Annotated in this window: 12 protein-coding genes and 1 pseudogene; 6 read left to right on the forward strand and 7 right to left on the reverse strand. The window is 64.2% G+C overall.

Annotation, left to right across the window (positions count from 1 at the left end; translation table 11 throughout):
• Window positions 1-186: 186 nt before the first annotated feature.
• Entirely contained in the window at window positions 187-552 is a 366-nt protein-coding gene (gene dksA, locus DCG74_RS30045) for an RNA polymerase-binding protein DksA (RefSeq protein WP_246571501.1), read from the reverse strand.
• Between the two features lie 217 nt (window positions 553-769).
• Entirely contained in the window at window positions 770-1381 is a 612-nt protein-coding gene (locus tag DCG74_RS30050) for an NAD(P)-dependent oxidoreductase (RefSeq protein ID WP_172782867.1), read from the reverse strand.
• 164 nt (window positions 1382-1545) lie between these two features.
• On the opposite strand from DCG74_RS30050, the gene DCG74_RS30055 reads away from it, so the two are divergent.
• Window positions 1546-1917 carry a helix-turn-helix domain-containing protein gene (locus DCG74_RS30055; RefSeq protein ID WP_025037390.1) on the forward strand — a complete coding sequence of 124 codons (372 nt, stop codon included), beginning with the start codon at window positions 1546-1548 and terminating at the stop codon, window positions 1915-1917.
• A gap of 154 nt (window positions 1918-2071) precedes the next feature.
• Here the strand turns inward: DCG74_RS30055 and DCG74_RS30060 are convergent, their stop codons facing one another.
• Window positions 2072-2485 carry a flagellar assembly protein FliX gene (locus DCG74_RS30060; RefSeq protein WP_172782866.1) on the reverse strand — a complete coding sequence of 138 codons (414 nt, stop codon included), beginning with the start codon at window positions 2483-2485 and terminating at the stop codon, window positions 2072-2074.
• 284 nt (window positions 2486-2769) lie between these two features.
• Between DCG74_RS30060 and DCG74_RS30065 the strand changes: the two genes are divergently transcribed.
• The 4 genes from DCG74_RS30065 (at window position 2770) to DCG74_RS30080 (ending at window position 5290) form a co-directional block, all read left to right on the forward strand.
• The gene (locus tag DCG74_RS30065; RefSeq protein ID WP_036027924.1) at window positions 2770-3894 is read left to right on the forward strand and encodes a flagellar basal body P-ring protein FlgI; all 1125 of its coding nucleotides are present in this window, start codon (window positions 2770-2772) and stop codon (window positions 3892-3894) included.
• On the forward strand, window positions 3894-4262 hold the full coding sequence (flgJ, locus tag DCG74_RS30070; protein ID WP_172782865.1) for a flagellar assembly peptidoglycan hydrolase FlgJ: 369 nt from the start codon (window positions 3894-3896) through the stop codon (window positions 4260-4262). Before DCG74_RS30065 ends, flgJ begins: the two co-directional genes overlap by 1 nt.
• An 11-nt stretch (window positions 4263-4273) precedes the next feature.
• On the forward strand, window positions 4274-4771 hold the full coding sequence (locus DCG74_RS30075; RefSeq protein ID WP_172782864.1) for a hypothetical protein: 498 nt from the start codon (window positions 4274-4276) through the stop codon (window positions 4769-4771).
• 159 nt (window positions 4772-4930) lie between these two features.
• A complete protein-coding gene (locus tag DCG74_RS30080; RefSeq protein ID WP_172782863.1) occupies window positions 4931-5290 on the forward strand; it encodes a hypothetical protein in 360 nt (119 codons plus the stop codon).
• A 159-nt stretch (window positions 5291-5449) separates the two neighbouring features.
• On the opposite strand, the gene flaF is transcribed toward DCG74_RS30080, so the two are convergent.
• The 4 genes and pseudogenes from flaF to DCG74_RS30100 all read right to left on the reverse strand — a co-directional run bounded on the left by flaF (window position 5450) and on the right by DCG74_RS30100 (window position 12643).
• A complete protein-coding gene (gene flaF / locus DCG74_RS30085; protein WP_018642830.1) occupies window positions 5450-5818 on the reverse strand; it encodes a flagellar biosynthesis regulator FlaF in 369 nt (122 codons plus the stop codon).
• A gap of 294 nt (window positions 5819-6112) precedes the next feature.
• Window positions 6113-8407 (reverse strand): DUF1522 domain-containing protein, encoded by a 2295-nt coding sequence (locus DCG74_RS30090; RefSeq protein ID WP_172782862.1) that lies wholly within the window; start codon window positions 8405-8407, stop codon window positions 6113-6115.
• Between the two features lie 219 nt (window positions 8408-8626).
• Window positions 8627-10906: a DUF1522 domain-containing protein gene (locus tag DCG74_RS30095; RefSeq protein ID WP_172782861.1), complete on the reverse strand. Its 2280-nt coding sequence runs from the start codon at window positions 10904-10906 to the stop codon at window positions 8627-8629.
• A 328-nt stretch (window positions 10907-11234) separates the two neighbouring features.
• Window positions 11235-12643, reverse strand: a pseudogene (locus DCG74_RS30100) (DUF1522 domain-containing protein).
• A 320-nt stretch (window positions 12644-12963) separates the two neighbouring features.
• Between DCG74_RS30100 and flbT the strand changes: the two are divergent.
• The gene (flbT, locus tag DCG74_RS30105) at window positions 12964-13407 is read left to right on the forward strand and encodes a flagellar biosynthesis repressor FlbT (protein WP_172785241.1); all 444 of its coding nucleotides are present in this window, start codon (window positions 12964-12966) and stop codon (window positions 13405-13407) included.
• The last annotated feature ends 57 nt before the right edge of the window (window positions 13408-13464 follow it).

Below are 13464 nucleotides of genomic sequence, written 5' to 3' on the forward strand. Positions count from 1 at the left end.
CGTTTCTCATCCGAACTCACGTGAGCTCGGAGCAATCCAGTCTAGCCCGTTGATCGCGATTCACTTTTCGCGATCGCACCGTGGCCATGGTCGGCGCGACGGCAAGCCGCGGGCAATATGCCGAGCACGGCGCGAAACGGCGCCTTGCGTCCAAAAACAAAGAGCCGCATCTCTGCGGCTCGGACCTTATTCGTCGCGATAAACCTTCTCGCGTTTCTCGTGGCGCTCCTGCGCTTCCACCGAGAGCGTCGCGATTGGCCGAGCCTCGAGCCGCTTCAACGAGATCGGCTCGCCGGTTTCCTCGCAATAGCCGTAGGTGTTGTCCTCGATACGCTGGAGCGCGGCGTCGATCTTGGCGATCAATTTGCGCTGGCGGTCGCGGGCGCGGAGTTCGATGGCACGGTCGGTTTCGGACGAGGCCCGATCGGCGAGATCGGGGTGGTTGACGTTCTCCTCCTGCAGGGCTTGCAGGGTGAGCTTGGACTCTTTGAGGATCTCATCCTTCCAGGCGAGGAGCTTCACACGGAAGTACTCCTTCTGCCGGTCGTTCATGAAAGGCTCTTTGTCGGTCGGTCGGTAGTTTTTCAACTTTTCCAAGGGAGGCCTATCTTCTTAAGTAACGACTCGTGGACGGACCGAGGTCCGTTGAGCCGGGCCTTATATAGTGGCCTCCCGTGACAGACAATATTTCCCTCACCGCCCGGTCCTCGCCCCCAAGCCCTTGCACAGGAAGGTTTATCCCTGAGGGCTCGGAGGCGGACGGCGGGCCTTAATAGCCGACCGTGAAGCGCTGCTTCAGGTGGGCTGGCCGTTCGATCTCGTCGGCAAGCGCAATGGCGTAGTCGGCAAAGGTGATCCAGCTCTTGCCGTTCGCATCTGCGAGAAGCTGATCGGTCCCCAGCCGGAACTTGCCGGTGCGTTCCCCCTCCACGAACAGCGCCGAGGGCGAGATGAAGGTCCAGTTCAGGTCCTTTTCCTGCCGCAGCAGGTCGAGGAAGGCCGATCCTGCCTCCGCTTCAGCCTTGTATTGGGCTGGAAAATTGGGAGTCGTGACCAGCTTCACGCCCGGGGCAACCTCGAGGCTGCCGGCGCCGCCCACCACGAGGTAACGCCCGACCTGGGAGTCCTTCGCCGCACCGATCAGCTTGAGCGGATCACTGGCCAGGAAGTGCACGGAACTCACGGCGACGTCGTGACCGGCCCACAGCTTGGCAAGGCCCGCCTGGTCGAGCACATCTCCCTTGGTCGGCGTGACGTTCGGCAGGGCCGCGATCTTCTCGGGGTTCCGGGCGATGGCCGTGATGGCGTGGCCGCGGCGGGACAGTTCCTTGGTGATCTCCGAACCCGCCCGGCCCGAGGCGCCAGCGACTGCGATTTTCATGGAAGGCTCCTTTGCTTCTATAGTAACTAACGGAGACTAGATATCGCAAAGAATGCTGGTGTTAAGAGAGCACTTTGTGCTTACCTGATTACGCTGAGGTAACTGATCCGCATACAACCGACATGCGGACCCCAAGCAACGGTATGGATCTCCGAGGACCGACGATGAAACCCGACGTCTACGCAGCGAACTGCCCCACCCGCCAAATCCTCGATCGCGTCGGCGACAAATGGGCGGTGCTGATCCTCTTGCTCCTGCGCGAGGAGCCGATGCGTTTCAATCAGTTGCGCCGCACGATTGAAGGCATCTCGCAGAAGATGCTGAGCCAGGTTCTCAAGTCGCTCGAACGCGACGGCCTGATCAGGCGCCGTGCCATCGCAACCGTGCCGGTGACGGTGGAATATTCGATCACCCAGCTCGGCCTGACGCTGGCGGCGGCGGTGGACCCCTTACGCGATTGGGCCGAGCAGAATCTGAAAGACGTGCTCGCCGCCCAGCGCCGCTACGATGCGCAGTTGAAGGAAGAGGCGGCGTAGGCGCGCGGGAAGCGGAGCGCGGTTTCGCCCCAACTTTGCTGTCATGCCCCGGCTTGACCGGGGCATCCAGTACGCCGCGGCCTATCGGTTCAATGACAACTTTCTTTGGAATACTGGGTCGCCCGGCCAAGCCGGCCGACGACACCCTGCGCGACTACCCCTGCCCGGCCTTCGCCAGCTCGACCTCGACGCGCAGCTCGATCTCGGAGAGGACCGCATCAAGACCGGCATCGCCGGAGGACGATTTCAGGTTCGCCGCGGCATCGCGCAGCCGCATCACGGTCGAGGCGTCGAGATTGCCCGACAGCAGCCCCATCTTGAGATCGTCGAGCACGTCGAGCGCAGTCCTGCCGCGGGCGACCGAGCGTTTGCGACGCTCGACCGGATCCTCCTCGACACCCTGCAACGCCAGCAGCGCATCGATGTTGGCGGCGGCCTTCGGTGCGGCAGCGTTCCGCGTCTCCTGCGCCGATGAGGTGTCGGGCAGCACGAAGGTGCCGGAGCCCGTCCGCTTGGCCTGGCTGGCCGGCGCTCCAAGCGTGGTGCCGTTCGGTCCGTAGATGCGCATCGGAAAGAATCCGGGTGATCGATGCCTCACCTTCGCTGTCTTATGGTTAACGGTGCGTAAACGGCCCGGCAAAATCTGCCGACAGGCGGCAGTTTCGCTCCTCAGGGCGAACGAGTGCTGACACCGGTCGAAACAGATTTACTCAACCTATTCAGCCACCTACCCTCGCTATCAGGCGTTGGCACAGCGCTCGCAAGGAAAGCGCCGGACCAGCTCGTCATGGGAGTGTCGTGCAAGTCCTTTCCGATTTGAGGGGCCTTTCTTGAGGGCCTTGGGGAGCAGAGATGCCAGGCGTTCGTTGGGTGAGGATTGTTGGGTTGGCCTGCGCCGCGCTGTCGGCGCTGGCGCTGTCGGTCACCTCGGCGGCGGCGACCTCGCGCATCAAGGACCTCGCCAATATCGAGGGCGTGCGGCAGAACCAGCTCATCGGCTACGGCCTCGTCGTCGGCCTCAATGGCACCGGCGACACGCTCAACAACATCCCCTTCACCAAGCAGTCGCTGCAGGCGATGCTCGAGCGCATGGGCGTCAACATCCGCGGCGCCACCATCCGCACCGGCAACGTCGCCGCCGTGATGGTCACGGGCAACCTGCCGGCCTTCGCCACCCAGGGCACGCGCATGGACGTCACCGTCTCCGCGCTCGGCGATGCCAAGAATCTGCAGGGCGGCACCCTGCTGGTCACTCCCCTGCTCGGCGCCGACGGCAATGTCTATGCGGTGGCGCAGGGCTCGCTCGCGATCTCCGGCTTCCAGGCCGAGGGCGAGGCCGCCAAGATCGTGCGCGGCGTGCCGACCGTGGGACGCATCGCCAACGGCGCCATCATCGAGCGCGAGATCGAGTTCGCACTCAACCGGTTGCCGAACGTCCGCCTGGCGCTGCGCAACCCCGACTTCACCACCGCCAAGCGCATCGCGGCCGCAATCAACGACTATCTCGGCGTCAAGACCGCCGAGCCGATCGATCCTTCGACGGTGCAGCTGTCGATCCCGCCCGAGTTCAAGGGCAACGTCGTCGCCTTCCTCACCGAGATCGAGCAGCTCCAGGTCGACCCCGATCTCGCCGCCAAGATCGTCATCGACGAACGCAGCGGCATCATCGTGATGGGCCGCGACGTCCGCGTCGCCACCGTCGCGGTGGCGCAAGGCAACCTCACGGTCACGATCTCCGAGAGCCCGCAGGTGAGCCAGCCCAATCCGCTGTCGCGCGGCCGCACCGTGGTCGCGCCGCGCAGCAGTGTCACCGTCACCGAGGACGGCAAGAAGCTGGCGCTCGTCAAGGACGGCGTCTCGCTCCAGCAGCTCGTCGACGGCCTCAACGGCCTCGGCATCGGCCCCCGCGACATGATCAGCATCCTCCAGGCGATCAAGGCCGCGGGCGCCATCGAAGCCGATATCGAGGTGATGTGATGCAGACCAGCGCGATCAACACCCCTCGCCTCGCCACCAATTCGGCCTTCTCGGTCGAGAGCCGCAACGGCCGGCCGGACTTCGAGCTCGCCGCTGCACTCCAAAAGGTCTCGCCGCAGCAGCAGGCCAAGGCGCAGAAGACCGCCACCGACTTCGAGGCGATGTTCCTCAACAGCATGTTCGCGCAGATGACCTCGGGTCTGAAGGGCGAAGGTCCGTTCGGCGACACGCCCGGCACCGGCGTGTGGCGCTCGATGCTGACCGAGCAATATTCCAAGAACTTCGCCAAGGCCGGCGGCGTCGGCGTCGCCAGCGACGTCTACCGTACCCTCATCCTGCAGCAGGCGAAAACGATCCGGACGGCATAAGGTCAAACGAGATGAACCATTTCAACGCCTCACGTCAGCCGATGCAGACCCAGCGTCCGAACAGCGCCCCCATCAGCGGCGAGGCGCGCAAGCTCGCCGAAGAGCTGATGGATGCGATGAACGCCCTGCTCGCGCTGATCGAGCGCGAGACCGAGCTCGTCCGCGCCGGCAAGGTCCGCGAGGCGATGTCGTTCGAAGGCAAGAAGCAGGAGCTGTCGCGCAACTACGTCGCCGCCGTCAGCCAGTTGAAGGCCAACCAGCCGCAACTCGCGAAGTCCGCGCCCGAGCTGCTCTCGACGCTGCATCGCCACCACGATGCGTTCCGCGCGATGCTCCAGGTCAATCTCACCGTGCTCGCCACCGCGCACGCGGTGTCCGAGAGCGTCGTGCGCGGCGTCAACGCCGAGATCCAGAAGCGCAACGTGCCGAACACCTATACGGCCGCGGGGCGCCGCGCAGCGCCGGGTCCGCGCCATATCACCCCGCTGGCGGTCAGCCGCTCGCTCTGAGCGGGCACGAGAACAACCGACAATTTTAAGAAAAACCGCGCGGCCACGGCGTCGCGCGGTTAGGCACGTTTCCTTACCGGGTCTTCAGTCCTGGTGTTCCATGCTTGCGCGATTAGAGGGGTTGGGATTTGACTCACGTAAGGCAACCAGGAGGCTGCCATGAGTACAGATTTCAGCATCAGGCCGGTGGGGATCCCGGCCCCCATTCAGATCGTGACGACGTCCAACGCGGCGGCGAACGAGGCCGTGCAAACCGATCTTCCGGTGAGCCAGACGGTCGCCGCGGCCGATACCGGCGCGCCGGTGCGCAATGATGTGCCGAACCACGAGAACATCTCGCGCCAGGTCGTGTTCGACCAGGCGGCCGCGTCCTTCGTCTTTCAGGTCGTCAATGACAGGACCGACACGGTGGTGAACCAGTTTCCGGACGAGGCGATGCTGCGCCGGCGTGCCTATTTCCATGCACTGGACATGAAGTCCGAGCCCTCGCGTCCGCTCAGCACCGACGTCAGCGCCTGACGATCACGAGATCGATGCCGTAGTTTCTGCTCTGCGTCTGGCCGTCGCCGGTCAGCGCGGAGTTCGCATGCCGAGGCAAGACCACCAGCCGCGATCAGATCCTGCCGACATTGAGAGTTTTCGCCAATGTGCTCGTGATGGCGACCATCACGAATCCGGTCACGGCCGTCCGGACAGGCCTGCCGCGATATTGCGGTTGATCTCGATCAGCGGACGGAAGTGATCGAACTGCGGGCTCATCTGCAGCGCGGCGGTCTGGCTCAGCACGAACACGCTGATGTTGGCGATCTTCTGCCGGACGTCGATCGGCTGCGGATTGCTGTCACGCATCGCCTCGCTCAGGAAGATGGTCCAGAGCTTGCGGTTGAACATCAGGGCCTGCATGGTCTGCTCGCTGAGCGGATCGGCGTTGTTCACCGCGTCCTGGAGCTTGTTGGCGGCCTTGAGCAGAGTCTGCGCCTCGATGTCGCGAGGAGATGCGGTGGTGGTTGCAACACGCGCATAAGCCGAGGCAGCGGAATTCGACATCAATCACACCCTGGAGGTTACCTAGCGCGTTGTACGCGCTTAAGGATTTCTTTCCCAACCCTAGGCAGCACCGCTTAAGATTTGCTTACGTAGCGTGCTTGGAAGCACTCCGCAGAATTACGGGGCGCGGAGTCCTTCGTCAGCGCGACGCTAGATGCACGCATGCACGATGTAAACTTGCTCGTCGTGATGCGCGTCGATCTCAGCTAATCTTGTCTTAGCGATCTCCCTCAAAAGAACGGCGGAGCGTCAGCCCCGCCGCGAAATCTCCAATAGCGAAGTTGCGCTGCGGAATTAGCGGAGCAGCTGCAGCACGCTCTGTTGCGACTGGTTGGCCAGCGACAGCGCGGAGACCGCGATCGACTGGCGCGTCGACAGCGCCTGGCTGTTGGCCGCTTCCTCGTTGGTGTCGGCGAGCGTCAGGTTGGACGAGCCGGTCTGCAGCACGTTGATCAGGTTCTTGGAGAAGTCCTGACGCACCTGCACGATCGACAGGTTCGAACCGAGGCTGGAGCCTTCCGAGCGCAGCGTGCTCGAGGCGGCGTTCAGGCTCGCCAGCACCCTGTTGGTGGCGCCGTTGTCGATGAAGTCGACGCCGTTGACGAGGTTGCTGAGGCCGAGGCCGGCCGCGTTGAACACCACGCCGTTGATGCTGAGCGTCGAGCTGCCGGTCTCGTTGAAGACCAGCTTCAGCGTGTCGCCGTTGAGCAGGTTGACGCCGTTGAAGGAGGAGTCCTGCGAGGTCGTGTCGATCTGGGCCAGGATGTTGTTGAACTGGTTGACCAGGTTGGAGCGCGCGGTCTGCGCGACGGGATCCTGGACCGGCGGCTGCGCCGTGGTGAAGGCGAGGACGCCGGTGATGGTGCCGCCGACCGTGCCGCCGGCAGTGGTCGAACCCAGCGTCGAGGAGGCGTATTCGTTGACGGTGGTCACCGTGAGCACGCCGTTGGCGTCGATCGTCGCGGTCAGGTGGTTGGCCTGAAGCTGCGCGTTGAGCTGGTCGAGCGTCTTGACGGTGCCGTTGGTGCCGTCGCCGAAGGTGACGTTGACGGGCGTGCCGCCGTTGAAGGAGGTGAAGGTCAGCGTCTTGCCGCTGATGCCGCCGACGCCCGAGGTGCGCGCCGCGGTGAAGGCGGTCGCCGTGCCGGTGTTGCCGCTGAGGCCGAACGCGCTGAGCGCGTTGCCGGTGCCGGTGATCGAGAGGTCGGCGTTGACGCCGGTCGAGAGCGACAGCTGGCCGCTGGAGTTCACCGACGACGGGATCTGGCCCGACGTGGTCGTGATGGTCGCCGCACCGTTGAAGATGCTGGCGGTCTTGACGCCGGTGGCGAGGTCGATCGAGTTGAGCAGGTCGGTCAGCGTCGCACTCTGGAGATAGACGGTCGAATTGCCGTTGCCGTCGGTGACGACGTTGCCGCTGACGCCAAAGCCGTTGGCGACGCTCGCCGCCGATTGCGGGGTCTGCGCATTCTTGAAGGTGATGGTGTGGCCGTCGATGTTCAGCGTCGAGCCGTCCTGAACGAGAGTGCCGAGCGAGCCGGCGGTGGTCGACCGGTTCGCAGTCACGGTCGCATTGCCTGCGCCGGTCGCCGCCGTCAGACCGAGCTTATTGAGGAAGTCAGCCTTGCCCGTCAGGCTCAAATCGGCGCCGGTCGAGCTCTTCAGCGTGATCTGGCCGCCGCCCGAGATCGAGGATGCCACCTGGAGTGTGCCGACGGGACCGGCCGCGCCGCTGACGGCGATGGTCGCCGCGCTCGCGCTGATAGTTGCAGTCTTGACGCCGCTGGCGAGGTCGATCGCGGTGAGGACGTCGTTGATGGTCGCACCGGGCGCAGTCGGCGTTCCCTCGTAGACGATCGAATTGCCGTTGCCGTCGGTGGCGATGTGGCCGCTGGCGTCGAGACCCCAGCCGGTCGGCTGCGAGCTTGGCGCGACGCCGGTGCGGAAGGTGATGGTCTTGCCGTTCACCGTGATGGTGTCGCCATCGGCGGGCGGCGTGCTGAAGGTGGTCGATGCCGTGGTGCCGAGCAACGTCGCGGTGCCGGACAGCGCGGTGGTGCCGTCGGCGGCGAGCGCGGCCGTGCCGGTAAAGGTGCCGGCCGTCGAGCCCAGCGAGGCACCGAGTGCGGCGGTTCCCGTGACCGGGGTCACGCCGCCGGCCGCGCCGGTATAGAGCACGTTGCTCTTGGCGGTCGCGCTCGCATAGGAGGTCGTGCCGCGCAGGTCGGCGGGCGTCGCGCCGGGAATCGTGGTGGAGACGTTCGACTTGGTGGAATAGCCGACCGTGGTCTGCAGCGCCTGGTTGGCGATCGATTTGGCGCTGTCGATCAGCTTCTGCAGCGAGGTGATGCCGGTGTTGGCCGCCTGCAGCACCTGGACACCGTTGTTGATGCCGTCGAGCAGGTTGCTGATGTCACTCGCCCGGTTGTCCAGCCCCTGCGCCGTGAAGAAGTTGGTGGGATTGTCGAGCGCCGTGTTGACCTTCTTGCCGGTCGACAGCCGCTCCTGCGTCGTGGCCAGCAAGTCGGCCGTCGACTGCAGCGACAACAGGTTCTGGCGAACGGACGCCGAGAGAACGATGTTGGACATTGGCGAGTCTTCCTCTTGAACCGGATACGAATCGGCCGCGCGGACTGGAAAGCGGGCCTTTTGTCCAGTTTTAGGAGGTGTCCTTTAAAGTATGGTTAACGCCGGTTTAAGGGACAGGGTTAATGGCGAATGAACGCCCCTGCCCGCCCCGGACGCAAAAAAGAGCGGCGGGGCAAGAAGCCCCGCCGCCCGATTTTATTCAATAATTTCAGTTTCTTGTTAACGAAGCAACTGGAGCACGCTCTGCTGCGACGTGTTGGCCAGCGACAGCGCGGAGACCGCGATCGACTGCCGGGTCGACAGCGCCTGGCTGTTGGCCGCCTCGACGTTGGTGTCGGCCAGGGTCAGGTTGGACGAACCGGTCTGCAGCACGTTGATCAGGTTCTTGTTGAAGTCCTGCCGGATCTGCACCACCGAGAGGTTCGAGCCGAGGCTCGAGGCCTGCGAGCGCAGCGTGCTCGAGGCCGCGTTCAGGTTGGTCAGCACCCGATTTGCTGCGGCGTTGTCGATGAAGTCGACGCCGACCGTCAGCGAGGCGAGGCCGAGACCCTTGGAGTTGTAGGTCACGCCCGTGATGTTAAGGCTCGACTTGGCGGTCTCGTCGAACACCAGCTTGAGCTGATCGCCGTTGAGCAGGTTGACGCCGTTGAACGAGGAGTCCTGCGCGGTGGTATCGATCTGGTTGAGGATGTTGTTGAACTGAGACACCAGATTGGCACGCGCCGTCTGGGCAACGCCATCCTGGACGGGGGTGGAAGCCGTCGAGAAGGTCAAGGCCGAGGTGAGCGTGCCGCCGATCGCACCGCCGGCCGCCGTCGAGCCCAGCGTCGAGGACGCATAGTCGTTGGATGCCGTGATGGTCAGCAGGCCGTTGGCGTCGATCGTTGCCGACAGGTTGTTGGCCTGCAGCTTGGTGTTGAGCTGATCGAGCGTCTTGACCGTGCCGTTGGTGCCGTCGCCGAAGGTGACGTTGACCGCCGTGCCGCCGTTGAAGGAGGTGAAGGTCAAGGTCTTGCCGGCGATGCCGCCGATGCCGGAGGTGCGCGCCGCCGTGAAGGCGGTGGCGCTGCCAGTGTTGCCGGCGAGGCCGAACACGTTCAACGCGTTGCCGGTGCCGGTGATCGAGAGGTCGGCGTTGATGCCGGTCGAGATCTTGAGCTGGCCGGACGTGTTGATCGTCGAGTTCGACTGGCCGGTGGCGGTCGCGAGCGTCGCGGTGCCGTTGGCATTGACCGTCGCGGTCTGCACGCCGGTAGCGAGGTCGATCGCCTTCAGCACGTCATTGACCGTGCCGCCCTGCAGATAGACCGTCGAGTTGCCGTTGCCGTCGGTGAGGACGTTACCGCTGGCACCATAACCGGTCGGAACGCTCGGAGCACCGGTCGAGCCCGGGATCGGCGCGTTCTTGAAGGAGATGACGTGGCCGTTGACGTTCAGCGTCGAGCCGTCGGCGATCGTCGCACCGAGCGAGGTTGAGCTCGTGGTCCGGTTGACGCTCACGGTGGCGTTGCCGCCGCCCACCGAGGTGGTCAGGCCGAGCGCCTTGAGCAGGTCGGCCCTGCCGGTGACGTTCAGATCCGCACCCGTCGAGCTCTTCAGCGTGACGGCGCCCGCACCAACGCTCGAAGCGGTCTGGTTGACGCTGGTCGCGATCGTCGCCGCACCGGAGCTGATGGACACCGTCTTGACGCCGCTGGCGAGATCGACCGCGGTCAAGAGATCGCTGACGGTCGCAGCCGGGGTGCCGGCGGTGCCGAGATAGACCGTGGTGTTGCCGTTGCCGTCGGTGACGAGGTTGCCGCTGACGCCCGAGCCGGCCGCAACCGCACTCGATGCCGGAGCAGCGCCGCTGCGGAAGGTGATGGTCTTGCCGTTGACGGTCAGCGTGTCGCCGTCGGCGGGCTGGGCGTTGCTGGCGAGGCCCGTTGCAGTCGTGCCATTGGTGGCGATCAGGGTGATGGCGCCGGTCAAGGCCGTGGTGCCGTCGCCGGCCGTTCCCGCCGTACCCGTGAACGAGCCGATGGTAGCACCGAGCGTCGTGGTCCCGTTCGCCGCGGTGGTGCCGCCGGCGGTGCCGTTGTAGAGCACGTTGCTGCTCGCCGTCGCGCTGGCGAAGCTCGTCGTGCCGCGCAGGTCGGCCGCCGTCGCACCGGCGATGGTGGTGGAGACGTTGGACTTGGTGGAGTAGCCGACGGTGGTCTGCAGCGCCTGGTTGGCGATCGACTTCGCGGAGTCGATCAGCTTCTGCAGCGAGGTCAGGCCGGTGTTGGCAGCCTGCAGCACCTGCACGCCGTTGGCGATGCTGTCGAGCAGGTTGTTGATGTCGCTGGCGCGGTTGTCGAGCGACTGGGCGGTGAAGAAGTTGGTGGGATTGTCCAGGGCCGAGTTGACGCTCTTGCCGGTCGACAGACGGTTCTGTGTAGTGGCGAGAAGATCGGCGGTGGACTGGAGAGAGAGCAGGTTCTGGCGAACCGACGCAGAGAGAACAATACCGGACATGACTCTTACCCTTCTGGCTTACGCGTCTTCGTTCGATCGCTTCCGGATCGAGTGACGGGGCCAGCGTGCCGTGACATGGCTAACAAAGGGTGAAATGCATGAAGCCCGCATAAGCGCCGGTTCACCATAAGCGAGTCGAACGTGCGGGCACGGCTTGCAATCCATCTGAAATCATTGGCAATTCCTGACGCTTACGCTCCATTAACCATAACCGCTGGTTACTTTTTCGCGAGGCGCTGCCCTCTCGAAGTCTCCGAGCAGTGACCAAAAAGAAAGCGGCGGGGCCGAAGCCCCGCCGCCGGATCTTGCTTGCGATGTCGCCCGCGCGTTAGCGGAGCAGCTGGAGCACGCTCTGCTGCGACTGGTTGGCCAGCGACAGCGCGGAGACCGCGATGGACTGGCGGGTCGACAGCGCCTGGCTGTTGGCCGCCTCGACGTTGGTGTCGGCCAGGGTCAGGTTGGACGAGCCGGTCTGCAGCACGTTGATCAGGTTCTTGTTGAAGTCCTGACGAACCTGCACGATCGTCAGGTTTGAACCCAGAGCCGAAGCTTCCGAACGCAGCGTGCTCGACGCGGAGTTCAGGTTGGTCAGCACCTTGTTGGTGGCAGCGTTGTCGATGAAGTCGACACCGCTGGTCAGCGCGGCGAGGCCAAGACCCTTGGAGTTGTAGGTCACGCCCGTGATGCTCAGGCTCGACTTTGCAGTCTCGTCGAACACCAGCTTGAGCTGGTCGCCATTGAGGAGGTTGACACCGTTGAACGAGGAGTCCTGAGCAGTCGAGTCAATCTGCTGGAGGATGTTGTTGTACTGATTGACCAGGTTCGCACGCGCCGTCTGGGCAACCGTATCCTGGACGGGGGTGGAGGCCGTCGAGAAGGTCAGAGCCGTCGTCAGCGTGCCGCCGATCGCACCACCTGCGGCGCTCGAACCGATGGTCGAGGACGCGTAGTCGTTGGTGGTCGAGACCGTCAGCAGGCCGTTGGCGTCGATCGTCGCCGTCAGGTTGTTGGCCTGCAGCTTGGTGTTGAGCTGATCGAGCGTCTTGACGGTGCCGTTGGTGCCGTCGCCGAAGGTGACGTTGACCGCCGTGCCGCCGTTGAAGGAGGTGAAGGTCAAGGTCTTGCCGGCGATGCCGCCGATGCCGGAGGTGCGCGCCGCCGTGAAGGCGGTCGCCGTGCCGGTGTTGCCGGCGAGGCCGAGCGCGTTCAGGGCGTTGCCGGTGCCGGTGATCGACAGGTCGGCATTGATGCCGGTCGAGATCTTGAGCAGGCCGGAGGCGTTGACCGACGAGTTGGTCTGGCCGGAGGCGGTCGCGAGCGTCGCGGTGCCGTTGGCATTGACCGTCGCGGTCTGCACGCCGGTAGCGAGGTCGATCGCCTTCAAGACGTCGTTGAGCGTGCCGCCCTGCAGATAGACCGTCGAGTTGCCGTTGCCGTCGGTGAGGACGTTACCGCTGGCACCATAACCGGTCGGAACGCTCGGAGCACCGGTCGAGCCCGGGATCGGCGCGTTCTTGAAGGAGGCACGCCGTTGGCGATGCCGTCGAGCAGGTTGTTGATGTCGCTGGCGCGGTTGTCGAGCGACTGGGCGGTGAAGAAGTTGGTGGGATTGTCCAGGGCCGAGTTGACGCTCTTGCCGGTCGACAGACGGTTCTGCGTGGTGGCGAGGAGGTCAGCGGTGGACTGGAGGGAGAGCAGGTTCTGACGAACCGATGCGGAGAGGACGATACCGGACATGACTCTGTTACCTTTCTGGTAAACGACGCTACTGTTACACGTCTGCTTGGATCGCGATTGACCCAGCGACGGCGGACCGTGCCGCCGAGACCTCTAACGAAACATGAAATGAAACTCGCGCTTTTGCCCGGTCACGCGTGATTCGGTCCCGGAAGCGGTGCGCATGGCGGCAACGCCGCACCAATCCCGCTATTGAAAGCATTCAGCTTTTTGGCGGGAATAGCTCGAATTTACAGCTCGTTAACTAGTTGCGAGCGAGAATCACGACCTGATAGGCCGCAACGAACGCTCGGTTACGAAAGCGTTGATGGAGAACAGGAATGGCCCTCAAGGTCGAGCTCAAACCGCACGAACGCATCATCGTCGGCAATTCCGTGATCACCAACACGGACCAGCGGGCCCGCCTCCTGATCGATGGCGAGAACGTGCCGATCCTGCGCGAACGCGACATCCTCACGCCGGAGACCGCCGACACGCCCGCCAAGCTCGTCTATCTGGCGGTCCAGCTCATGTACATCTCCCCGGATCCGCAGACCCAGCACGGCACCTATTTCAACCTGGTGCGGGACATCGTCACGGCGGTGCCGAGCTCCTGGCCGATCATCGAAGGCATCAACAACAACATCCTGAACGGCGACCTTTACCGGGCGCTGAAGGAAGCCCGCAAGCTGATCGCCTATGAGGAGAAGCTGCGCAACCAGTTCGAGGCCACGCATCCCAAGGCGGCAGCGGACAAGGACGACGTCAGCACCGCCGCCGCCTGATACGGGCGTTCGCGCCAACGACAACGGCCCCGGATCGCCTCCGGGGCCGTTGTCGTT

Origin of the sequence: Bradyrhizobium sp. WBAH42, from assembly GCF_024585265.1 — a bacterium.
Taxonomy (GTDB): domain Bacteria; phylum Pseudomonadota; class Alphaproteobacteria; order Rhizobiales; family Xanthobacteraceae; genus Bradyrhizobium.